An 18666-nucleotide genomic window follows, 5' to 3' on the forward strand; every position below is an offset into this window, starting at 1 on the left:
TCCTTCCCAAGCCTGTCGATTGGTTTGATTTGCTTGGCGGAGCAATCTCATGCTGGACCGGATCGCGGAATTCTTCATCTTCGGGCTGGTGCCATTGGTCGTCGGCGCGCTCGCCGTGCCGGAAGCGACCCATGCCGGCGAAAGGACGATCGCGGGCGAGGTGACCTATCGTGAGCGCATCGCGCTGCCGCCCGACGCCGTGCTCGTGGTCGAGCTCGCCGATGTTTCGCTGGCCGATGCGCCGGCAATCGTGATCGCCAAGCGCAGGATAGCGCCCACCGGCCAGGTGCCGATCAGGTTCGACATCGGTTTCGATCCCAAGGCGATCCAGAAGGGCCGGACCTATACGCTGCAGGCGCGTATCACCGTTGGCGAACGGCTGATGTTCGTTACCGGTACAAGTCATCCGGTCGATCCGCTGGCGGGCAAGCCTCAGACGGTTCTGCTAAAAATGGCGCGCTGACGTCGTGCGCCGAGCCCGACCGCGCAACTTTTGTGCCTGGACACCGTTTTCTCCGGAATAAACCGGCAACGCCGGGCGTTGACTTATGCAGATGGCGGGCAGGCAAAGGGACAATGTCCCTTCACTTAAGCCGCCAGACCGAATGCGCGGGCTCGATCTGGCCACTCAAAGGAGACCAGACATGAAAAAGCGCATGCTCATCCTCGCAGCCGCGAGTGTATCGCTGATTGCCTTTGCCGGCATTGCCCGGGCGGACGACCATCTGTTCAATGCCGAGCAGCATGGCCTCAGCCCAGACAGCCAGCCGTTCCAGACCAACAAGGCCGGCCACAGCGGCGACCTTGCGCCTGGACAGGGCAGTCCGTTCACCGGTGAGGAGACGAAGACGCCGTCTACCGATACAGAGGCAGCGAACGCCCATGCGAATGTGAAAGACCGTCAAGCCAAATGACGTCTGCCCGCCGGGGGCCGGCGGGTTTTATGAGCATTCCGGGAAAAACGGGGCGCGGTTTTCCGTCCGGAATTGCGTCGAAAACAACAGAGCATGATGTCGTCCGAAAACCGCTCCATGCTTTCGGCATCATGCTCTGGCTGGCCTGACCGTCTCAACGGTTCTGTCCGTCATTCAAGCACGTCGCAATTGACCGCGCTGTTGCAACCGCCTAGGTTCCCTCGAAAATGGGGATGGGGTTCCCCCGAAACCGCCCTTATGGGCTGATGACTCCTGCCAGGCGTGCTCTTGCGCGGCAGGATTTGTTTTTCCGCTCCGCTTCGTGCCTGTTCTTGTGAGGTGATTCCGGTTTGGGATCGCGTTTGGAAAGGCATTGAAGCTATGACCCTTGCGGCTTGCGCCCTGGTCCTGATCGGCGGTTTCTTCGGCGGCATTTCCCGCTTTTTCCTCTCCGGCGTGGTCGGCCGTTCCATCGGCGAGACCTTTCCCTGGGGCACGTTGTTGGTCAATGTTTCCGGCGCCCTGGCCATCGGCGCCTTCGCCGGCGCGGCACGCTCGGTCGGCGGCGTCTTCGCCAGCGATCTCGTGCGCGACCTGATCGTCGTCGGCCTGTTCGGCGGCTACACCACGGTGTCGTCCTTCTGCCTGCAGACGGTCAACCTCGCGGTCGACGGCGAGGGGCGGCTCGCCGCCTTCAACGTCGTCGCGTCGTCGGTGCTGTGCGTGCTGTTCGTCGCGCTCGGCTTTTGGGCGGTGGTCTGGGTGGCTGAGTCAACCACCGGGGTGGTTGGTTCAACCACCTGGGTGGTTGGTTCAACCACCGCAGCTATGGGCTGAGCGATGGTGGACAGACAGATGGCAATGCGGCTTTATCTGGCGGTCGGCTGCGGCGCGGCGATCGGCTCGCTGGCCCGCTTCCTGTCGGGCTATGTCATCGTCTCGCTGCTCGGCCTGAACGCGCTGTGGTCGACCGCTCTCGTCAATGTCGTCGGCTCGTGGATCATCGTGGTTTTCGCCACGCTCACCGGGCCGGACGGCCGCATGATGGTCGGTCCCGCCAGTCGCAATTTCGTCATGGCGGGCTTCTGCGGCGGCCTCACCACGTTTTCAGCGATGAGCCTCGACACCTTCACTCTGCTGTTCGAGCGCGACTTGCCGCTGGCCGCGACCTATCTCATCAGTGTGGTCGGCCTGTCGCTCGCCGCCGCGTGGCTGGGCTATCTCATGGCGTCCAGGCTCAACCGCTTGCCAATCGACAGGTGATCGAGCCAACACAGGTGATCAGGGAGAAGAGAACATGGAACTTCCCGCGCAATGCGCGCTGCTCAGGATATTCTTCGGCGAGGATGACAGGGCGGCCGACGGCAAGCCGCTGCATGAAGCGATCGTCATCAAGGCGCGCGAGACCGGCATGGCCGGCGCCACGGTTTTGAGAGGCCCGCTCGGCTTCGGCCGCTCCAGCGTGCTCCACACCGCCAAGATCCTGCGCCTGTCGCAGGATTTGCCCATCGTCGTCGAGATCGTCGACGCGCCGGAGAAGATCGATGTGCTGATCCCCGAGATCAAGGCGCTGACCAAGACCAAGAGCTGCCTGATCACCCGGGAGAAGGTGGAAGTCATCCGCTACGGCGACGGCGACTGAACTCCCCGGTCTCCCCGTCACCGCCTCGGAGACGGCGGCCGATCGTCACTTCATCGAAGACACCGGCGGAAAACAGTCTCATTGCCTCTATCGCCAGTTCCGACGCCTCGGAACTGCCTAAGACGATGCCGCGCTCCTCGCAGACCTCGTCATAGATGCGCTTCAACAGGGCGAGGTCGTCCGGATAGGCAAGGCCACTTTCAGAAACATGAGGCTTGATCATGCCTCCCTCCCACGGTTCGGCGGAAGCGCGGCTCACAGCCGCCGAGCGCTACTTTGTTGCCAATTTCGCTGAACCTAGGGCAGGCGGCGAATGTGACCACCCGTTTCAAAAACAAAAAACGGCCCGCTGGAGCGGGCCGTTCCGTGAAACTCGAGCTTGCGCCTCAGCCGACGATCTCGGTGTCCGAGAACCAGTACTTGATCTCCTGCGCGGCGGTTTCGGGCGCGTCCGAGCCATGCACCGAATTCTCGCCGATCGACAGCGCGTGCACCTTGCGGATGGTGCCCTCGGCGGCGTTGGCCGGATTGGTGGCGCCCATCACTTCGCGGTTCTTGGCGATGGCGTTCTCGCCCTCCAGCACCTGCACGATGGTCGGCGCCGACGACATGAATTCCACCAGCTCGCCGAAGAACGGGCGATCCTTGTGGACGGCGTAGAACCCTTCCGCCTCGCGGCGGCTCATCCACACGCGGCGCGATGCGATGACGCGCAGGCCGGCGTCTTCCAGCATTTTGGTGATGGCGCCCGTCAGGTTGCGCCTGGTCGCGTCCGGCTTGATCATGGAGAAGGTGCGTTCGATCGCCATAGGGTCGTCCTTGTTGTGGGAATGGAAATTGGAGTGGCGGGCTCTATACAAGCCGCCCGGCGGCTTGCCAAGGGGAGGCGGCTTCTGGTCAAGGCGAGCGCATTGCGGGATAATTGGACGGCTGCGAACGCGCTGGACGCAGCTTGGAGCTGAGGCGAATGAACTGGCCCTACCTCAGGCGCGGCGACATGGCGGGCATTGTCTTCATGGCCGTGGTTCTTGCCGTGGCTGCCTTCGCGCTGCTGTTCTTCCCGCAGCGCGCAGAGCAGAATTTCGGCTTCGGCCCGGAATGGCAATGCGTGCGCATGGAACAGGGCGATCCGATCTGCGTGAGGCTGGCCGACGGCAATGCGCCGAACGGAGACGCGCGCGACAAGGACAGGTCAAAGTAGACTGGCACTGCACAGGGATTTTGACCGGTCGGCTTCAGTCGGCTCTGATCTAAAGCTCGACCTCAATGGTCAGCGTCGGCGAATCCCCTGCCTTGAGACCTTCGCGCTGGCGCACCGAGGCCTTGACCGGCAACAGAAGGCTGCCGGACGCCTTGTCGGGAAAGAGCGATGTTTGCCACCTGGTCTTGCCGATCGCCGCCGTGATGCCGAGCGAGCCCCAAGGGCGCGCCAGCCCCGCCATCGCCGCCTTGATCCGTGCTGCGAACTCCACCGGTAGTGTCACGAAATGCCAGCCGCCCTTGCCGGGGTAGACCCAAATCTCGGCTCGCATCTCATAGCGCAACATGCCAGCCCCCAACACTTCACGCCGCCGCCGCGACCTGCCGGCCGATCCCGCCATGCAGGTCGAGACAGCGCTCGAACCAGCGGACGATGCTGTCGCCGTCGTCGAGCAGCCGGAAAGGCGAGGCGATGCGGCCCCATTGCAGCGCCCCGAACACGATGTAATCGGCAAACAGCGGCGCCTCGCCACCGATGAAAGGCTGGTAGGCGAGCGTCGAGCGCAGCGGCTCCAGCGCGGCGAGGAAGGCCGGGAGCCCGGCATCGCGGTTGGCCACGACATCTTCCAGGCGCTTGCCATAGCGCTGCTCGCGATTGTCGCGGAAATAGGCCGCATTCGGTTCGTCCTGCATCGCATGCAGATCGGTCAGCGCCACCGTCGCGATGTAGGGGTGTATGGTGAGCTGCGACCAGCGCTCGATGAAGCGCGCCATCGCCTTGCCGCCTTCGCCGGAAAACAGCGTCGGCCGTTCCGGATAGGCTTCGTCGAGATAGAGCGCGATGGCGAAGGAATCGGCGACAACCCGCTCGCCGTCGCGGATCACCGGCACCGTCTTCGACACGCCGCCTTCGACTTTCGGCACCTCCAGGAAGCGCGTCGGCACGTTGGTGGCGGCAAGTCCCTTATGCGCCAGTGCCATCTTGGTCTTCCAGCAATGCGGGCTGAACGGGCGGGCGACGTCATGGCCGACGAGGTCATAGAGTAGAATGGTCATTGGCGGGTCCGTTGCTGCGGGTTACGAAGGGCCCGGATTCGCGTAACCCGGGTGGGAAGAATGAAGCAGCATTTCATGATGTTTGCGGCCTACAATCAATGGGCCAATGGCCGTCTCTATGATGCCGCCGCCGATCTTGGCGAAGACGAGCTCGGTCGCGACGTCGGCGCCGTCTTCGGCTCGATGCTCGGCACGCTCAACCATCTGCTCGCCGTCGACCGCGTCTGGATGAAGCGCTTCACCGGCGAGGGCGACGCGCCTTCGAACACCGCCGCCATGCTCTACCACGCCTTGCCGGCCTTGAGGTTGGCGCGCGAGGCCGAGGACAGGAGGATCGTCGATTGGGTAGGCGGGATGGGCGACAAGACGCTCGCCGGCCGTTTCTCCTACATGACCGTCGACATGCGCACCGTCTCGCAGCGCCTTTCGCCGGCGCTCGGCCATTTCTTCAACCACCAGACCCACCACCGCGGCCAGGCGCATATGGTGCTCACGGTGCTCGGCCGGCCCTCGGTGTCGCTCGACCTGGCGCTGTTCCAGCGCTCCGAGGAAGGTCGCGCCTACGCCTGAGCGCTGCACCGTCCAGCTTTCCGCGGGCCGATTGTCGATCAAACCCAACCATCAAGGAAGACGCGCATATCAGCGAATTTTTCCTTGAAAAAATGGAACCCTGATCGAGCCCGTTCGTATTCCCTTCATTCCCTCTCGCACAGGCATGCGCACGGACCCGGCAGTCCGGAGATGCAGTGCGAAAAAAAGTGGCAACGAAGGAGAATGCCATGAATGGTATCGTAGAAAAAATCGCCGGCACATTGGTCGGCGGCATCGCCATTCTCGCCGTGCCGGCGCATGCCGCCGGTCTCGACATCGGCTTTGGTATTGGCAACACTGGCGTCGCGGCGGGTAGCCCGGGCGGCGCGAGCACCGGCACGGGCTCCTCGATGGGCGGCTCAACCGGTTTCGGCACGGGCTTTGGCAGCAGCATCGGCGGCGTCGGCGTGGGCGGCACCGGCGGCTTCGACGCCGGCACTACTGGCTCGATCGGGGGCGTCGCGGGCACGACCACCGGCATCGGCACCTCGTTCGGTGCGACCGGCGTTGCCGGCGGCACCGGCACGGTGGGCGGCGGCTTGAACGCCGGCACTAGCGGCTCGATTGGCGGTGCCACGGGTACAACTACCGGCACCTCGCTCGGTGCGACCGGTGGCGTCGTCGGTACCGGCTCCGTTGGTGGCGGCGTTGGCGGCTTGAATGCCGGCACCAGCGGCTCGATTGGTGGTGCCACAGGCACAATCATCACCAATACTGGTACTTCGTTTGGTGCGACGGGCGGCGCCGGCGGCACTGGCACGGTGGGCGGCTCCGGCGGCTTCAACGCCGGCATCGGTGGCTCGGCCGCCGGCTCCACCATGGGTACCGGCAATACGTCGGCCGGTGGCACCGGTGGCACCGTGGGTGGTTTGGGCAGCTCGACCGCCCGTTAAAGGAAATGACAGAGCCCGCCGTGAGGCGGGCCTGCCGGTTGCTTCGCGTCGTCGGTGCGGGTGCCGGGCTTGCATTGAAAGCCGATATCGTTCTCCCGCTCGACAACCGACCGGTTGCAGCCGGGCAATACTATGCGGCCATCGCTTTGCCCCACGAGGAGCGCCACGCCCATTTTTGCTGACGAGAACTTCCGGCCAGTCGGGAAGCCCGCCGCATCCGTGGTGGGCTTTATGATGCCTGGAGATCGAGCCGGACCGCATGCCGTTCCACGTTCGACGCTGAGCGAGAAAATTAACCAAACTTCGGGGACGAGGCTTATATTAGCGGTTCGTTTGCCTTCCTCGCGGCATGATGGCCTGACATAACGGGAGCAGAGGCATGCGCATCGATTTGTCCCCGACAAGCTGGGGCAGGGTCGTGCTGGTCACCGCCGCCGGCACCGCCTTTTTCATTGCCGCCGCGTTCTTCGTCGATTCCTTCAATTTCCCCTCGCTGTCGCCACAGGCGCTGCTTTGGGCGCAACTCACGGACCTTTTCCTGCCGCTGATCCTTGGCGGCTCGTTCCTTTTCTTTCTGATGTGGAAGATGCGCCAGCTGGCCATCACGCAGAAGGAACTCGGCGTCATTGCCGCGACCGACAGCCTGACGGCGGTCTTCAATCGCGGTGCCTTCTCGATGCTGGTCGAGGCCTATCTCGAGCGGGCGCGCGGCCAAACGGTCGCCGACGCCGGCGCCTTTCTGATTGTCGATGCCGATCACTTCAAGTCGATCAACGACCGCCTCGGTCACGATTGCGGCGACCAGGCGCTGAGGTTGATCGCCGCGACGATCAAGGGGCAACTGCACGGCGCCGACATTGTCGGACGCATCGGCGGCGAGGAATTCGCGGTCTTCCTGCCCGGCGCCGACGCCGCACGCTCCTTTCTGGTCGCCGAATCCATCAGGCGCCGCATCCGCGAGGCCGAGTTTGCGCCCGGCGGGCGGCCCTGGCCGCTTTCCGTGAGCATCGGCGGTACCGCCTTCAGCGGTCCGACCACCTATCATGACATGTTCCAGGTCGCCGACCGCCATCTCTACAAGGCCAAGTCCAATGGCCGCGACCAGGTGAGCTTCGAGATTCCGCGCGGCGGGCCGGCGGGCGATGCCGCCGGCACCGTCCACTAGAGCATTTCACCGTTTCACGGAAACGGCGAAATGCCCTATCTCCTTGTGTCGACGCAATTCCGGGCGGAAAACCGCTCACACTTTTCCTGGAATTGCTCTAAATCAATTCCAACGGAAGCCGAGGTCAACGGTGGCTGCGGTTGAGCAACGGCCTGTGCTGGCGGATCAACTGGCGCTCGACATCGAGATAGGGCCTGATCAGGCCCGCCGCGGTCGGGGTCGGCTCCGGCTGATGCACCACCGCCATCAGCATGCCGTGTTCGGCGAGCAGGTTCAGCCACTTCAGCGCTTCCCATTTGGGCGTCGCGCCGCCGCGGCCCGTGAGGCTGCGATTGATGTAGCCGGGATAGGAAAGCAGGCGCTTGCCCGCCGAGGCGCCGCAGGTGCCGATCCTGACCGCCCGGCCGTCGGCGGTGACCCAGGCATAGACGGCTTCGCCGAGTTCGCAGGCCTTCGGATCGGTTATCATCACTCGGATCGACGACTTGTCCCGGCCGAGCCGCATTTCGGCCGCCGGCTTGAAACGCTCGCGATCGAGAAACATCCGCCCTCCCGATGCATGTCGCCCGGAAGTGTGCAACGGTTCCGGGACAACGACATGCATCAAAACAAAGACCTAAAGCGCGTCCGCAACTGGCATGGTGAACGGCAACCGTCCGTGTGGTGTTTCACGCAGCCGCCGAAAAGTTTTCACGCGATTTCGCAGCGCCGCGCATGCCAGCAACGGTCCGTTCATTCTTTGGCGGCTAGTGTCGGAGACTGGCCTCAGCCGATCCGCGAGCGACCGTGTTCGATCTCATCGACTACAAGGCGGTGCTGGTCATCGCCCTTATCTTCATTCCGCTCGAGCAGCTCCTGCCGCTGCATGCCGAGCAATCGGCCGCGCGCCGGCATTGGCTGAACGACGTCTTCTATCTGCTCTTCAACGGCATCGTCATCAAGTTCGGCCTGTTGCTGGTGATCGGCGCTGCGATGCTGGTGGTCCCGCGCGTCGTTCCAGAGGCGCTTTCGGCCGCCGTCCAGTCGCAGCCTTTATGGCTGCAGACGATCGAGGCCCTGCTCATCGCCGATATAGGCTTCTACCTTGCCCATCGCGCCTTTCACGCGGTGCCGTTCCTGTGGCGTTTTCACGCCATCCATCACTCGATCGAGGAGATGGACTGGCTGGCCGGCCACCGCGTGCACCCGGTGGACCAGATCCTGACCAAGTCGGCTTCGTTCCTGCCGCTCTTCGCCCTGGGTTTTTCCGGCGAAGCGGTTCTCATCTACGTGCTGATCTATCATTGGCAGTCGGTATTCATCCACTCCAACACCCGCATCAAGTTCGGGCCGCTGAGATGGCTGATTGCCTCGCCGCAGTTTCATCACTGGCATCATGCCAACGAACGCCAGGCCTATGACAAGAACTTCGCCGGACAGTTGCCCGTCCTCGATCTGATCGGCGGCACCTTGTTCATGCCGCAGCATATGCCGGAAAAATACGGCACCGACGAGCCGGTGCCGCAGCTCTATCACCAGCAGCTCGTCTATCCCTTCGTCGCGGCGGCCGAGCCGGTCGCGCCGATCGCAGAAGCCTCGCCGGCGGCCGCCAAGCCGGAATGACGGCACGGAAAAACCCGCCACCGAGGGCGGGCTTTCCGGGAGGGCGGTCTTCTGTCGTAAAATTCAGGCGGCGAAGCCGCCATAGCCGCGCGCCACCGGCTTGACCGAGACGACCGGCTGCTCCGAAGGCCACAAGATGCCTGCCGTCACCGCGAAGGTGATCAGCGCATCGCGCGCGGCCTCGACCGGGATTTCTCCACTCCGCGCGGCCTCGCAGGCCTTCACCGCGGCGCCATAGCTGAGGCGGCGGCGCGACGGCGGGAACTCGGTCAGGAAGTCATGCATCTCGAACAGCGAGGCGATCATGCGCTTGTGGCCGGCGCCGACGCTGAGGGCGACCGGAGTGAAGAACGTCCTGTCGTGCATTTGGACCTCGTCAGTTGGCTGCGGAGGCGGCGAGCCTCCTGTCTGGGGAGGGACGCCACACAACGCGGCTCGCGGCGGGAGGTTCCACGCATGCCGCTGTTTTCTCAAGGATGGCGTGCCCCCCGCTGACGCGGAGACAAATCCGATTCTTCGTCTTGCAGTCGCTGGAACGGCCAGGCAGCCTATTTCCACATGCCGCGCATGCGGGCGCCGAGATCGACCTTGACGCCCGGCCGCTGGCGCGGGTCGTCCTTGAGCGCGGCGCTCGCCCAGGACGACTGCTCGAAGGCCGAAAGCATCGAGGCCGGGATGAAGCGCGTGCGCGAGGCATAGACGTGGCGGTCGCCGCGCGCCGCCTGGTTGTGCGGATAAAAGCGCTGCGGCACCACGAGATGCAGGCTGTCCTTGGCCCGGGTCATCGCCACATAGAGCAGGCGTCGCTCCTCCTCGATGTCCTCCTTGGTACCGACGCCGAGATCGGCCGGGATGCAGCCGTCAACGCTGTTGAGCACGAAGACGTTCTTCCATTCCTGGCCCTTGGCCGAATGGATGGTCGACAGGATGAGATAATCCTCGTCGCGATGCGGCGGCCCGGCCTGGTCGCTTGTGGCGTCGGGCGGATCGAGGGTTAGCTCGGTCAGGAAGCGCTCGCGCGACGGATACGTCGATGCGATCTGCTCAAGCTGGAGGAGATCGGCCCGGCGCGTGATCGCGTCCTCATGGATGCGCTCCAGATGCGGCTCGTACCACAGCCTGATCCGCTCGAGATCGGCCGGCCATTTGGCGCCGGCGCGTAAGCCGCCATAGATGTCGAGGAAGACCGGCCAGTCCTGCGCGGCGCGCTGCGGCGGCCGGAACCGGGCGAGGCCCAGCGTCTCGTCCAGCGACGACGCCATGGCGTCGACGATCTGCGAGGCGGCGGAAGGGCCGATGCCCGGCATAAGCTGCAGCACGCGAAAACCGGCGACGCGGTCGCGCGGGTTCTCGGCAAAGCGCAGCATCGCCAGCATGTCCTTGACATGCGCGGCATCGAGGAATTTCAGCCCGCCGAACTTGACGAAGGGGATGTTGCGGCGCGTCAGCTCCACCTCCAGCGGTCCGCTATGGCTCGAAGTGCGGAACAGCACCGCCTGCGCCTTCAGCGCCGTGCCGGCCTCGCGCTCGGCCAGGATCGTCTGGCACACATAGTTGGCCTGCTCGGCCTCGTCGCGCACGCTGACCAGTTGCGGCTTGTGCGACGACCGGCGCTCGGTCCACAGGTTCTTGGTGAAGCGCTCGCTGGCCTCGCCGATCACCGTGTTGGCGGCGGCCAGGATCGTCTCGGTCGAGCGGTAGTTGCGCTCCAGCATGATGACCGCAGCTGCTTGCGCGAACTGCTTTGGGAAATCGAGGATGTTGCGCACTTCGGCCGCGCGGAAGGAATAGATCGACTGCGCGTCGTCGCCCACCACGGTCAGCCCCGCGCCGTCCGGCTTCAGCGCCAGAAGGATCGAGGCCTGCAGCCGGTTGGTGTCCTGGTATTCGTCGACCAGCACATGATCGAAGCGGCCGCCGAGATGCGCCGCGATCTCCGGCTCGGCCGCCATCTGCGCCCAGTAGAGCAGCAGGTCGTCGTAATCGAGAACGTTCTGCGCCTGCTTGGCCTCCACGTAGGCCGCGAACAGCTCTTTCAGCTGTTCGGCCCATGCCGCGCACCATGAGAAGGCGGAGCCCAGCACCTCGCCGAGCGGCACCTGCGCATTCACCGCCCGCGAATAGATCTGCAGGCAGGTGCCTTTGGTGGGAAAGCGGCTTTCGGTCTTCGAGAATCCCAGCTCGTGCCGGGCAAGGTTCATCAGGTCGGCCGAATCCTCGCGGTCATGGATGGTGAAGGCCGGGTCGAGGCCGATCTGCTCGGCATAGTCGCGCAGCAGTCGCGCGCCGATGCCATGAAACGTGCCGGCCCAGGCCAGCGCGTCGGCGATGATTGCCGCGTCGCGGCCCAGCACCTCGCCGGCAATGCGCTCGACGCGCTTGGCCATCTCGGCCGCCGCGCGGCGCGAGAAGGTCATCAACAGAATGCGGCGTGGATCGGCGCCCTTGACGATGAGATGGGCGACGCGGTGCGCCAGGGTGTTGGTCTTGCCGGAACCGGCGCCGGCGATCACCAGCAGCGGCGCCGCCACCTTGCCGTCGCCATGCATCACCGCCAGCCGCTGCTTGTCGTTCAGCCGGCCAAGATAGGCGGGCGCCTCGAAGGACGAATCACGAGCGGCGATGTTCATCGCCCATCAAGCATCGTTTCTGCTTTGTTCGCAATAATTTCCTCGGCCCGCGCGAGGGGGGAAGAGGTGGCCGCGAAGCGGCCGGACAGGGCTGCGAGGCATCCACGCTTCACCGGAAGGGCTATTCCCATCCGAAAGAGCCGCTACCGCTTCGGCTCGACCCCCATCGCCGCCGACTGGCGCCGCAAATTGCGCCTCTCGTCGCCCGGCATATCCAGCGGCGCGACATCTCCAGGCACCTCGTCGATGATCCTCACGGCAACGCGATAGGCGGTGTAGGCAAAAAGCCCGGCAAGCAGAAGGCGGACCATAATCAGTTTCCTCGTTGCGTTCGATTGGCTCGGGATTCCAACCGGACTCGGATCGGTTGGTTCCCGCCGGTCAACGCAACCAAACCGCCACCGCCCCGTTTGCCCCTCAAAGGAGCGAACGAGAGGAGGTCGTCATGACGAAGCTTCCTGTGCTGCTGGCTCTTGCGGCAGGGCTCGTGCTCGCCGCCTGCGACAACAGCGTGCCGCCCACCAAGGCGCCGGGCGATGAAGTCAACCAGAACCCGCAGGTCGACAAGAACCCTGTGCCGAAATCGACCACCGGCGGCGATCAGCCGGGCACCCCGCCGAAGCAATAGCGCCAGGGCCGGCCGTCGGGCCGAAACGAAGAAGGCCGGCGCTGCTTGGGAGGAAGCTGGGTAGCGCCGGCCAAGCGGGAAAATCAGGCCCGCCGCACAATCCAACATAGCTGAGTCTCGACGTGGCGTCATGGTGCGATCACGCTAGCCGGCTATGCAGCGCCGAAGAAATCACCGGAAAATCCTGAAATTCTGCCGAGGTCCACCTTCGCGGGCATTTGGACGTCTCCTTCTCGCCGCCCTTGTCGTCGGAGCGCTGATCCTATGGACGGTCGTCTACAATTTTCAGAATCGCCTCAGCGATCGCGAACTCATCTCGATCGCGGCCGCCAACGCGGTAAAATTGAACCTTGGGACGATCGTCTACGCCTCCGCCGACGAATTGATAGGAAGCAATCCTGGCTGCTGCATCGTCAGGCATTCCGGCCATGAATGGCTGCGGTTTCCCGTACGGCTGTATGAGGACGGCGTGTCGGTGGTGCAGATCAGCTACCTCATCGAGAAAGCGCCAAAGCCGAAACACTATCTTCGCGAAGTGGCGATCGACGCCGGCGGCCGAATATTGGCGACCAGAGGAATCGAAACGGATTCGCGGGAATCCTGGTAGCTGAAAAGCCAGCCCCCTCATATACGCGCCACTCGCCGCACCGGCGATCTCGTTGTCAAGCCGGCGCTGCGCCATCATTGTCTTGGCCATGACCCACCTTCAACTATTTCGGCTCCGAGCACCTTTGCTGGCAGTCAACACGGTTGGCAAAATAAATCTAAAAATGTAAAAGCCATCGATCGAAATATTTCACCGGCCGCCGCATATGACTATTGCTATGCAAAGTAGAAAAGAGACCGTGATATAATTGTAGTCCATTCCGTAAGAAGCGTCTAATGTCAAAAAAGAAGGCGCTTGGAATTCTTACGGCTGATTTCGTATGTAAAGGTGTTGGGGCGAGTCATCCATGAAAAGATCCGCTATCTTGCTAACCATGCTTGGGTTTGTGGCGCTGCTTGGTCTTGGCGGCTGGGTGATAAGCGGGTTCATGAGATTGTCACATTCGATCCTGCCTGGTTATGCGGCATCTCCTTCGAGGAGCATGCAGCCATACGAGGTGGTCCTCAAATACGACAGACGGAATGATGATATTCCGTTGGCGCCCATGAGCGAGTGGCATCTGAAAATTCCCAGAGCCTTTATTTGGTCTGAACTCGGCGGAAACGGAAACATAGGCGGCGCAGGTCACCAGCAGTATTTTGTCGATATGGCTGCAACAATTGGAATCAATGGGGATTTCTCTCCGTCTGTTTTATCAAATCAGCGAGAAAACACCACGAATGGTTTCTATATCTCATTGAGAAATAGTATAGTCGGCTACACATTTTCGAAGACATACCAATGTATACGTGAGGACGAAATAGGCGAATTCTCTGGCATGAAGAAGTCAAAAATACAAGCATGTGACAAAAACGATGGGTTTGAAAAACGGTGCGTGGTTTATATGCACTATAAGGGGTGGAATGTTAGAATTAATATGCCAAAATCAAACTATTTTGGCGACTACGTCAAAAGTTGCGAAGCCGTGGCTGGATTTCTATCCAAATACACTGTTGACGTTGATGACGTCAGGGGATTGGGTGACTGAACACGAAGGTCTTGGCATGCATTCCGGTCGATGAGGCCGCGCGACGCTTGCTCTTCACGCCATCGCCACGCGCCGCACTGGCACGCTCTCGATCTCGACGTCCAGCTGGCGCTGCGTCAGCGCTGCTTCGGCCATGATCCACTGCTTGAAAAGCTGCACCTTGCGCGCGCCCAGCGCCTTGATCGGGCTGACGAGATACCAGCCCGCCGTGTTGGGATGGTGGACCGCGAAGGGGGCCACCAGCCGTTCGGCGTGGATGTCGCTTGCCATATAGGCGCGATTGGCGACGGCAAAGCCCATCCCGGCATTGGCCGCCTCGTAGGACATCATGCAGCTGTCGAAATAAACGCTCCTGGTCTCGCCAAGCACGAAGCTCGCGCCGGCAAAGCCCAGCCACGACTGCCAGTTTTGCGTGCAGGTTTCGGAGTGCAGCAGCGTGAAGTAGCGCAGGTCTTCCGGCGTCACCTTCGACAACGGCTTGTCGCCCAGCACCTCGTGGAAGAGCTTGCGGCTGCAGACCGGCGTCAGGTCTTCCTTGAACAGCAGCTCCGAGGCGAGGCCGGGGAAGTTGCCGTCGCCATATCGGATCTCGAGATCGTATTCCGAGGTCGAGAATTCATGCGTGGCGTAGGAGGTCGCCACCCGCATCTCGATGTCGGGATATTGGCGCTGGAAGGCCGTCAGCCTGGGAAACAGCCAGCGCGCGGCAAAGGTCGGCAGCACGCAGATCCGCAGCACATGCGCCTGCGACTGGCCGGTAGCCTCCATGCTGGCCGCCACGATCCGCTCCAGCGCCTCGCGCACGCGCGCCACATAGGTCTCGCCCTCTGGCGTCAGCGATACGGCATTGCCGCCGCGCTCGAAAATCTTGAAGCGAAGCTGATCCTCCAGGCTCTTGACGCGCTGGCTGACGGCGGAAGCGGTGATGAACTGCTCTTCGCCGGCGCGCGTGAAATTCCTGTGCCTCGCGGCGCTCTCCACGATTTTCAGCGAATTGAGATTGACCTGACTGAGCAGTCGCACGGGGTTTCGACCTTAAGCTGCGCTTACGCTACCATCAGCATTCCTAAATTTACAGGGGTAAACGTTTAAATGACTGCTAACCAAGTGTTGCCCCCTTCTTGGAGAAAGTAGAATGAACGCCCATACAATTCCCGAACTGCGCTGCGCAATGAGCCGCGAGGCGATCATTGGTCATGAGACCTCCTGGAAAGTGTCGGGCTTCGGCGTCGCCCAATATCGCCACGGGTACGACCCCGCTCTGCTTGCCGCCATCGAGGAAGCCGCCCTGAAGCTGAAGGCCAGCCATGCCGTGCACAAGCACCTCGACCTCACCTTCATCACTGGTGCTGACCGCTATATTCCGGAAATCAAGCAGCTTTTGCATGACAAGCTGCGCCTGGAAAGACTGTCCGACATGATGGGAACCAGGCTCGAGCCCTATCCGCTGTCGATCGTCGGCTCGACCGTCACCTTCATGAATCCAAGGGATGGCGCGGTGGAATGGCATTGCGACGGCGTTCCGGTGACGGAGCTCATTCCGCTGTCGATCAGCGATCCTCTCATCGGCGGTCATCTGGAAATCTACTGCGACGATTCCGAGACCGGCCGCTCGATTCTCGAATCCGGCCGCGAGCTGCCGCGCAACAAGATCATGCGCATCGACCACAAGATGAACTACGCCACGCTCGGCCAGTTCCTCGGCGTGCTCCACCGCACCGCGCCGATCCAGCTCGGCGAGCGCGTCACGCTGGTGCTCAACCAGCGCTCGGCCGCCAAACCCTATGTCGACGACAACCGCATGTTCTACCTCGCCGCCGACAACGACCATGACCGTGCCTGGGTGAACGAGCTGGCCGAGGATGTCTGGACCAACCAACTGCCCGCCTACCGCCGCCATGCCGAGGAACATCCCGTGCCGCAGCCCGAGGCGGTTTCCGGCGGGGCGAGGGAGTCTTGGTAATGACCGACGATCCGGTCGAGTGTCAGCCGCCTTCAGTGTCGCTGAGCCTCGGGCCGGTCGGGCCGGAAAGCCAAAGCCGTTCCGGCGCCCTCGGCGCGGCGCTTGCCTTCGCCCTCGGCGCCGTGGCGCTGTGGGCGACCAACGCCCTGGTCGGCAAGACTTTGCTTGCCGTCTATCCGGTGTCGCAGGTGCAGTTCCTGCAATTTTGCGGCGCGGCGATGGTTTTCGCGCTGATCCGGCTGACGAGCCCTTCTCCTTCCCCCCTTGTGGGGGAAGGTGGCCGAGCGAAGCTCGGTCGGATGAGGGGTGCTGGACGGATCGCCGACGCCGGAGTTCCTTCCAACACCCCTCATCCGTCTCGGCGCTTCGCGCCGATCCACCTTCTCCCACAAGGGGAGAAAGGGACGTCCGCGCTCGCCTATCTCGTTGGCTTCGTCGGCCTGGTCGGCACGATGGTCCTGCAATATATCGGCTTCGCCTCGGCGCCGGTCATCGAGGCGAACCTTGTCGCCTATACTTGGCCGCTGATGACCGCCGCGGCGGTCATCCTGCTTGGCAGGCCGCGGCGTCCGCTGCTGCTCGGGCTGGCGGCGGCGCTTGGTTTCGTCGGCGTGGCGCTGGTGATCTCCGGCGGCCGCGCGCATTTTTGGTCCAACAGGGCATGGTTCGAAGGCGGCAGCCTCGTCGGCTATCTCGCCGCTTTCGGCTCCGCGCTCTGCATGGCCTTCTACTCGCTCGCTGTCGGCCGCCTCGCCGTGTCGCCCGAGCGGCTGCTCCTGCCTTCGGCGCTGATCGGTGTCGCGCTCACCTTTGCCTGGTGCCTGCATGATGGCGTCGTCCGTCCGAGCGGCGCACATCTTCTGCTCGGCCTCTATCTCGGCGCCGGCCCGATGGGGCTCGGCTATTATTTCTGGTCGCGCGCGGCAAAGCTCGACCATGGCGGCAGGATAGCGGTCGTCGCCTATCTGACGCCGATCGCTTCCACGTTTCTGCTGACGCTCTCGGGCGAAAGCCTGTCGATGACGGCGGTTGCCGGCGCCGTCCTCGTCATTGGCAGCTGCCTTGCTGTCGGCATCGAAGGTACGGAGAGCAGGCACAATGTCCAAAATGGCCGTTGACGAGGACGAACGCCGCGCCAGGCAGGAGGCGCACTGGCTGGTCAGGGAGTTTGGCGCGGAGGCGCCGCTCTATGCGGCCATGAAGGCCGAAAAGGCCATCGAGCAGAAGGACTTTGGCCGCTGCGCGCGCTGGAAGCGCGTGCTGGAGATCCTCGCGGAGAGGCCGCCTGCCGAGCTCAGGCGTGGTGTCGCCGCCGGATGAGCGATTTGCCATGGAGTGGCCGAATCGCGCATCGTCGAGCATCCGGCGGGCGGATTGCCGTTGCCGTACTGGAACTTGGCCTGAACTTCGATTTTTCAGCAACTCCTACCGTAGGTTGAAGTGCTATAGCCCTTTTTACGCATCCAGGCGGGCAGCCGGTGCTATAAAGCGTTCGCTATAGCTATTAGAATTCCTAACTTGCGCGTTTCCAGTCCGTGTAGAAACATCGCCGGGTATTGAGTCTCGTAGCTTTACTGACTCTGGACGGTCCGTTGGGGGACAGGTCCAATTCGATACACCGACGAAAGTCTTAAAAAAAGAGCTGGCGATTTGAGGGCCAGCAGAAGGTGAAAAAATTGTCCAACATCGACGACAAGACTGCAATCGAACTGACCGCCGACATTGTCTCGGCCTATGTCGGCAACAATCCGCTCCCTGCCTCCGGCCTGCCCGATCTGATCGCGAGCGTAAGCGCGTCGGTGCGTAGGCTCGCCACCGGCAGCGTTGTCAAGGAGGCGGTGGCGCAGACGCCCGCGGTCAACCCGAAGCGCTCGGTTTTCCCCGACCACATCGTGTGCCTGGAGGACGGAAAGAAGTTCAAGTCGTTGAAGCGTCACCTCGCGACCGATCATAACCTGACGCCGGACGAATACCGTGCGAAATGGGGCCTGCCCGCCGACTATCCGATGGTGGCGCCGAGCTACTCGGCCACCCGCTCGGCGTTGGCCAAATCCTCCGGCCTCGGCCGCAAGCCGGCCGGCGGCGACGCGGCCAGGAGCAAGGGCAAGCGTAAGGCCAAGGCCTGAGGCATGTTGCCCGCAACGGATGATGTCGCGCCATGGCTATGGCGCGACCGTCTGGCCGAACTTGACGCGTTGCGCCGCGAGATCGCCGCGCAGTGCTCAGTGGATGCGGCTGATGGCGTCAAGGCGCGGCGCATCCTGTTTTCGCTGGGCAGGCCGTCCGGCGACCTGCTTGCGGCGCTGGACGCGCTCGACCGGTTCGAGCGCGCCATCGTCGAATGCGACGCTCCGCCGGCAATCGAGGCGCACAGGCTGGAATGTCTCGCCGTCCTTGAGCAATTCCAGGAAAAGTGTGAGCAGTTAGGCTCGGCGACTTCGCCGTAGCCTTTCCGCCCGGAATTGCGTCAAAACAAGGAGATAGAGCGTTTTACCGTTTCCTTGAAACGGTAAAACGCTCTGGACCGCCTTACGGCAGGCGCTCAGCCGCGGACCTGAGGCGGATCCGCCGGCCGGACCCGCTTGGGCTCCTGCTCGTTGGCCAGGCTTTCCGCCTCGACCGCCGTCATCTCAAGAAGATAGACGAGCATGTTGTAGCGCGTGCGCGAGAGCATTTTCGCCAGCTTGCGCGTGATTTCCGCAATATATCGCAACGTGCGTGGATCGTTGATCGCCGCGCCCATCGTGA

General features: G+C 62.9%; 28 protein-coding genes and 1 riboswitch. Of the genes, 17 read left to right on the plus strand and 11 right to left on the minus strand.

The genetic code is table 11. From position 1 onward, the window contains the following. The first annotated feature begins 49 nt into the window (after positions 1 to 49). The 5 genes from FJ980_RS00265 (at position 50) to FJ980_RS00285 (ending at position 2556) form a co-directional block, all read left to right on the plus strand. On the plus strand, positions 50 to 463 hold the full coding sequence (locus tag FJ980_RS00265) for a YbaY family lipoprotein (protein ID WP_140540913.1): 414 nt from the start codon (positions 50 to 52) through the stop codon (positions 461 to 463). Between the two features lie 181 nt (positions 464 to 644). Beyond that, positions 645 to 914: a hypothetical protein gene (locus tag FJ980_RS00270; RefSeq protein ID WP_246676253.1), complete on the plus strand. Its 270-nt coding sequence runs from the start codon at positions 645 to 647 to the stop codon at positions 912 to 914. A gap of 220 nt (positions 915 to 1134) precedes the next feature. Continuing rightward, positions 1135 to 1197, plus strand: a riboswitch (Fluoride riboswitch). Positions 1198 to 1295: 98 nt separating this feature from the next. Then, complete coding sequence (gene crcB / locus FJ980_RS00275) at positions 1296 to 1751, plus strand: fluoride efflux transporter CrcB (protein ID WP_140540915.1); 456 nt, start codon at positions 1296 to 1298, stop codon at positions 1749 to 1751. A 3-nt stretch (positions 1752 to 1754) separates the two neighbouring features. After that, positions 1755 to 2177 (plus strand): fluoride efflux transporter CrcB, encoded by a 423-nt coding sequence (gene crcB, locus FJ980_RS00280; protein ID WP_140540917.1) that lies wholly within the window; start codon positions 1755 to 1757, stop codon positions 2175 to 2177. 34 nt (positions 2178 to 2211) lie between these two features. After that, a complete protein-coding gene (locus tag FJ980_RS00285; protein ID WP_140540919.1) occupies positions 2212 to 2556 on the plus strand; it encodes a DUF190 domain-containing protein in 345 nt (114 codons plus the stop codon). Here the strand turns inward: FJ980_RS00285 and FJ980_RS00290 are convergent. Both FJ980_RS00290 and ndk read right to left on the minus strand, forming a co-directional pair. Next, complete coding sequence (locus FJ980_RS00290) at positions 2531 to 2779, minus strand: hypothetical protein (RefSeq protein WP_140540920.1); 249 nt, start codon at positions 2777 to 2779, stop codon at positions 2531 to 2533. The genes FJ980_RS00285 and FJ980_RS00290 overlap by 26 nt on opposite strands. Positions 2780 to 2942: 163 nt before the next feature. Then, a complete protein-coding gene (ndk, locus tag FJ980_RS00295; RefSeq protein WP_027165590.1) occupies positions 2943 to 3365 on the minus strand; it encodes a nucleoside-diphosphate kinase in 423 nt (140 codons plus the stop codon). Positions 3366 to 3523: 158 nt separating this feature from the next. Between ndk and FJ980_RS00300 the strand changes: the two genes are divergently transcribed. After that, the gene (locus tag FJ980_RS00300) at positions 3524 to 3757 is read left to right on the plus strand and encodes a hypothetical protein (RefSeq protein ID WP_140540922.1); all 234 of its coding nucleotides are present in this window, start codon (positions 3524 to 3526) and stop codon (positions 3755 to 3757) included. Between the two features lie 49 nt (positions 3758 to 3806). Here the strand turns inward: FJ980_RS00300 and FJ980_RS00305 are convergent, their stop codons facing one another. Further along, complete coding sequence (locus FJ980_RS00305; protein ID WP_140540923.1) at positions 3807 to 4103, minus strand: DUF1905 domain-containing protein; 297 nt, start codon at positions 4101 to 4103, stop codon at positions 3807 to 3809. 16 nt (positions 4104 to 4119) lie between these two features. Further along, complete coding sequence (locus FJ980_RS00310) at positions 4120 to 4812, minus strand: glutathione S-transferase family protein (RefSeq protein WP_140540925.1); 693 nt, start codon at positions 4810 to 4812, stop codon at positions 4120 to 4122. A 60-nt stretch (positions 4813 to 4872) separates the two neighbouring features. Here FJ980_RS00310 and FJ980_RS00315 point away from each other — a divergent pair, with 60 nt between their 5' ends. From FJ980_RS00315 to FJ980_RS00325, 3 genes are all read left to right on the plus strand, one after another. After that, positions 4873 to 5382, plus strand: coding sequence for a DinB family protein (locus FJ980_RS00315; RefSeq protein WP_140540927.1), 510 nt, complete (start codon positions 4873 to 4875; stop codon positions 5380 to 5382). 209 nt (positions 5383 to 5591) lie between these two features. Continuing rightward, the gene (locus tag FJ980_RS00320; RefSeq protein WP_140540929.1) at positions 5592 to 6296 is read left to right on the plus strand and encodes a hypothetical protein; all 705 of its coding nucleotides are present in this window, start codon (positions 5592 to 5594) and stop codon (positions 6294 to 6296) included. A 379-nt stretch (positions 6297 to 6675) separates the two neighbouring features. Beyond that, positions 6676 to 7461: a GGDEF domain-containing protein gene (locus FJ980_RS00325; protein ID WP_140540931.1), complete on the plus strand. Its 786-nt coding sequence runs from the start codon at positions 6676 to 6678 to the stop codon at positions 7459 to 7461. A 124-nt stretch (positions 7462 to 7585) separates the two neighbouring features. Here FJ980_RS00325 and FJ980_RS00330 read toward each other — a convergent pair whose 3' ends face one another. Then, on the minus strand, positions 7586 to 8005 hold the full coding sequence (locus FJ980_RS00330; RefSeq protein ID WP_140540932.1) for a hypothetical protein: 420 nt from the start codon (positions 8003 to 8005) through the stop codon (positions 7586 to 7588). Positions 8006 to 8247: 242 nt separating this feature from the next. Here FJ980_RS00330 and FJ980_RS00335 point away from each other — a divergent pair, with 242 nt between their 5' ends. After that, positions 8248 to 9063 carry a sterol desaturase family protein gene (locus FJ980_RS00335; protein WP_140540934.1) on the plus strand — a complete coding sequence of 272 codons (816 nt, stop codon included), beginning with the start codon at positions 8248 to 8250 and terminating at the stop codon, positions 9061 to 9063. A 63-nt stretch (positions 9064 to 9126) separates the two neighbouring features. Here the strand turns inward: FJ980_RS00335 and FJ980_RS00340 are convergent, their stop codons facing one another. From FJ980_RS00340 to FJ980_RS34530, 3 genes are all read right to left on the minus strand, one after another. Continuing rightward, positions 9127 to 9429: a DUF982 domain-containing protein gene (locus FJ980_RS00340; protein ID WP_140540935.1), complete on the minus strand. Its 303-nt coding sequence runs from the start codon at positions 9427 to 9429 to the stop codon at positions 9127 to 9129. Between the two features lie 182 nt (positions 9430 to 9611). Continuing rightward, positions 9612 to 11693, minus strand: coding sequence for an ATP-dependent helicase (locus tag FJ980_RS00345; RefSeq protein ID WP_140540937.1), 2082 nt, complete (start codon positions 11691 to 11693; stop codon positions 9612 to 9614). 143 nt (positions 11694 to 11836) lie between these two features. Further along, on the minus strand, positions 11837 to 12004 hold the full coding sequence (locus FJ980_RS34530; protein WP_181165039.1) for a hypothetical protein: 168 nt from the start codon (positions 12002 to 12004) through the stop codon (positions 11837 to 11839). 134 nt (positions 12005 to 12138) lie between these two features. Between FJ980_RS34530 and FJ980_RS00350 the strand changes: the two genes are divergently transcribed. Then, the gene (locus FJ980_RS00350; protein WP_140540938.1) at positions 12139 to 12321 is read left to right on the plus strand and encodes a hypothetical protein; all 183 of its coding nucleotides are present in this window, start codon (positions 12139 to 12141) and stop codon (positions 12319 to 12321) included. 262 nt (positions 12322 to 12583) lie between these two features. On the opposite strand, the gene FJ980_RS00355 is transcribed toward FJ980_RS00350, so the two are convergent. After that, on the minus strand, positions 12584 to 13018 hold the full coding sequence (locus FJ980_RS00355) for a hypothetical protein (RefSeq protein WP_140540939.1): 435 nt from the start codon (positions 13016 to 13018) through the stop codon (positions 12584 to 12586). A 256-nt stretch (positions 13019 to 13274) separates the two neighbouring features. Here FJ980_RS00355 and FJ980_RS00360 point away from each other — a divergent pair, with 256 nt between their 5' ends. After that, positions 13275 to 13955, plus strand: coding sequence for a hypothetical protein (locus FJ980_RS00360; RefSeq protein ID WP_140540941.1), 681 nt, complete (start codon positions 13275 to 13277; stop codon positions 13953 to 13955). A 54-nt stretch (positions 13956 to 14009) separates the two neighbouring features. Here the strand turns inward: FJ980_RS00360 and FJ980_RS00365 are convergent, their stop codons facing one another. Further along, entirely contained in the window at positions 14010 to 14978 is a 969-nt protein-coding gene (locus FJ980_RS00365; RefSeq protein ID WP_140540942.1) for a LysR substrate-binding domain-containing protein, read from the minus strand. A gap of 112 nt (positions 14979 to 15090) precedes the next feature. Between FJ980_RS00365 and FJ980_RS00370 the strand changes: the two genes are divergently transcribed. The 5 genes from FJ980_RS00370 to FJ980_RS00395 all read left to right on the plus strand — a co-directional run bounded on the left by FJ980_RS00370 (position 15091) and on the right by FJ980_RS00395 (position 18365). Then, on the plus strand, positions 15091 to 15918 hold the full coding sequence (locus FJ980_RS00370; RefSeq protein WP_181181059.1) for a hypothetical protein: 828 nt from the start codon (positions 15091 to 15093) through the stop codon (positions 15916 to 15918). Continuing rightward, positions 15918 to 17036, plus strand: a complete 1119-nt coding sequence (locus FJ980_RS00380) for a DMT family transporter (RefSeq protein WP_140540943.1) — start codon at positions 15918 to 15920, stop codon at positions 17034 to 17036. Before FJ980_RS00370 ends, FJ980_RS00380 begins: the two co-directional genes overlap by 1 nt. After that, positions 17017 to 17238: a hypothetical protein gene (locus FJ980_RS00385; protein WP_246673600.1), complete on the plus strand. Its 222-nt coding sequence runs from the start codon at positions 17017 to 17019 to the stop codon at positions 17236 to 17238. Before FJ980_RS00380 ends, FJ980_RS00385 begins: the two co-directional genes overlap by 20 nt. 356 nt (positions 17239 to 17594) lie before the next feature. Next, positions 17595 to 18044, plus strand: a complete 450-nt coding sequence (locus FJ980_RS00390; protein WP_095767194.1) for a MucR family transcriptional regulator — start codon at positions 17595 to 17597, stop codon at positions 18042 to 18044. 3 nt (positions 18045 to 18047) lie between these two features. Next, positions 18048 to 18365 (plus strand): hypothetical protein, encoded by a 318-nt coding sequence (locus FJ980_RS00395; protein ID WP_140540945.1) that lies wholly within the window; start codon positions 18048 to 18050, stop codon positions 18363 to 18365. 95 nt (positions 18366 to 18460) lie between these two features. On the opposite strand, the gene FJ980_RS00400 is transcribed toward FJ980_RS00395, so the two are convergent. Continuing rightward, complete coding sequence (locus tag FJ980_RS00400; protein WP_140540946.1) at positions 18461 to 18661, minus strand: hypothetical protein; 201 nt, start codon at positions 18659 to 18661, stop codon at positions 18461 to 18463. Positions 18662 to 18666: the final 5 nt, after the last annotated feature.

It is taken from the genome of Mesorhizobium sp. B1-1-5 (genome assembly GCF_006443065.1).
Lineage (GTDB): Bacteria > Pseudomonadota > Alphaproteobacteria > Rhizobiales > Rhizobiaceae > Mesorhizobium.

Excerpts from the sequence above, each read along its gene's own strand:
- FJ980_RS00300 (WP_140540922.1), top strand. The coding sequence starts at position 3,524 with ATGAACTGGCCCTACCTCAGGCGCGGCGACATGGCGGGCATTGTCTTC.
- FJ980_RS00340 (WP_140540935.1), bottom strand. The coding sequence starts at position 9,429 with ATGCACGACAGGACGTTCTTCACTCCGGTCGCCCTCAGCGTCGGCGCC.
- FJ980_RS00310 (WP_140540925.1), bottom strand. The coding sequence starts at position 4,812 with ATGACCATTCTACTCTATGACCTCGTCGGCCATGACGTCGCCCGCCCG.
- FJ980_RS00285 (WP_140540919.1), top strand. The coding sequence starts at position 2,212 with ATGGAACTTCCCGCGCAATGCGCGCTGCTCAGGATATTCTTCGGCGAG.
- FJ980_RS00305 (WP_140540923.1), bottom strand. The coding sequence starts at position 4,103 with ATGTTGCGCTATGAGATGCGAGCCGAGATTTGGGTCTACCCCGGCAAG.
- FJ980_RS00355 (WP_140540939.1), bottom strand. The coding sequence starts at position 13,018 with ATGGCCAAGACAATGATGGCGCAGCGCCGGCTTGACAACGAGATCGCC.
- FJ980_RS00290 (WP_140540920.1), bottom strand. The coding sequence starts at position 2,779 with ATGATCAAGCCTCATGTTTCTGAAAGTGGCCTTGCCTATCCGGACGAC.
- FJ980_RS00360 (WP_140540941.1), top strand. The coding sequence starts at position 13,275 with ATGAAAAGATCCGCTATCTTGCTAACCATGCTTGGGTTTGTGGCGCTG.
- FJ980_RS00265 (WP_140540913.1), top strand. The coding sequence starts at position 50 with ATGCTGGACCGGATCGCGGAATTCTTCATCTTCGGGCTGGTGCCATTG.
- FJ980_RS00400 (WP_140540946.1), bottom strand. The coding sequence starts at position 18,661 with ATGGGCGCGGCGATCAACGATCCACGCACGTTGCGATATATTGCGGAA.
- crcB (WP_140540917.1), top strand. The coding sequence starts at position 1,755 with ATGGTGGACAGACAGATGGCAATGCGGCTTTATCTGGCGGTCGGCTGC.
- crcB (WP_140540915.1), top strand. The coding sequence starts at position 1,296 with ATGACCCTTGCGGCTTGCGCCCTGGTCCTGATCGGCGGTTTCTTCGGC.
- FJ980_RS00345 (WP_140540937.1), bottom strand. The coding sequence starts at position 11,693 with ATGAACATCGCCGCTCGTGATTCGTCCTTCGAGGCGCCCGCCTATCTT.
- FJ980_RS00370 (WP_181181059.1), top strand. The coding sequence starts at position 15,091 with ATGAACGCCCATACAATTCCCGAACTGCGCTGCGCAATGAGCCGCGAG.
- FJ980_RS00395 (WP_140540945.1), top strand. The coding sequence starts at position 18,048 with ATGTTGCCCGCAACGGATGATGTCGCGCCATGGCTATGGCGCGACCGT.
- FJ980_RS00350 (WP_140540938.1), top strand. The coding sequence starts at position 12,139 with ATGACGAAGCTTCCTGTGCTGCTGGCTCTTGCGGCAGGGCTCGTGCTC.
- FJ980_RS00380 (WP_140540943.1), top strand. The coding sequence starts at position 15,918 with ATGACCGACGATCCGGTCGAGTGTCAGCCGCCTTCAGTGTCGCTGAGC.
- FJ980_RS34530 (WP_181165039.1), bottom strand. The coding sequence starts at position 12,004 with ATGGTCCGCCTTCTGCTTGCCGGGCTTTTTGCCTACACCGCCTATCGC.
- ndk (WP_027165590.1), bottom strand. The coding sequence starts at position 3,365 with ATGGCGATCGAACGCACCTTCTCCATGATCAAGCCGGACGCGACCAGG.
- FJ980_RS00325 (WP_140540931.1), top strand. The coding sequence starts at position 6,676 with ATGCGCATCGATTTGTCCCCGACAAGCTGGGGCAGGGTCGTGCTGGTC.
- FJ980_RS00385 (WP_246673600.1), top strand. The coding sequence starts at position 17,017 with ATGTCCAAAATGGCCGTTGACGAGGACGAACGCCGCGCCAGGCAGGAG.
- FJ980_RS00330 (WP_140540932.1), bottom strand. The coding sequence starts at position 8,005 with ATGTTTCTCGATCGCGAGCGTTTCAAGCCGGCGGCCGAAATGCGGCTC.
- FJ980_RS00320 (WP_140540929.1), top strand. The coding sequence starts at position 5,592 with ATGAATGGTATCGTAGAAAAAATCGCCGGCACATTGGTCGGCGGCATC.
- FJ980_RS00270 (WP_246676253.1), top strand. The coding sequence starts at position 645 with ATGAAAAAGCGCATGCTCATCCTCGCAGCCGCGAGTGTATCGCTGATT.
- FJ980_RS00315 (WP_140540927.1), top strand. The coding sequence starts at position 4,873 with ATGAAGCAGCATTTCATGATGTTTGCGGCCTACAATCAATGGGCCAAT.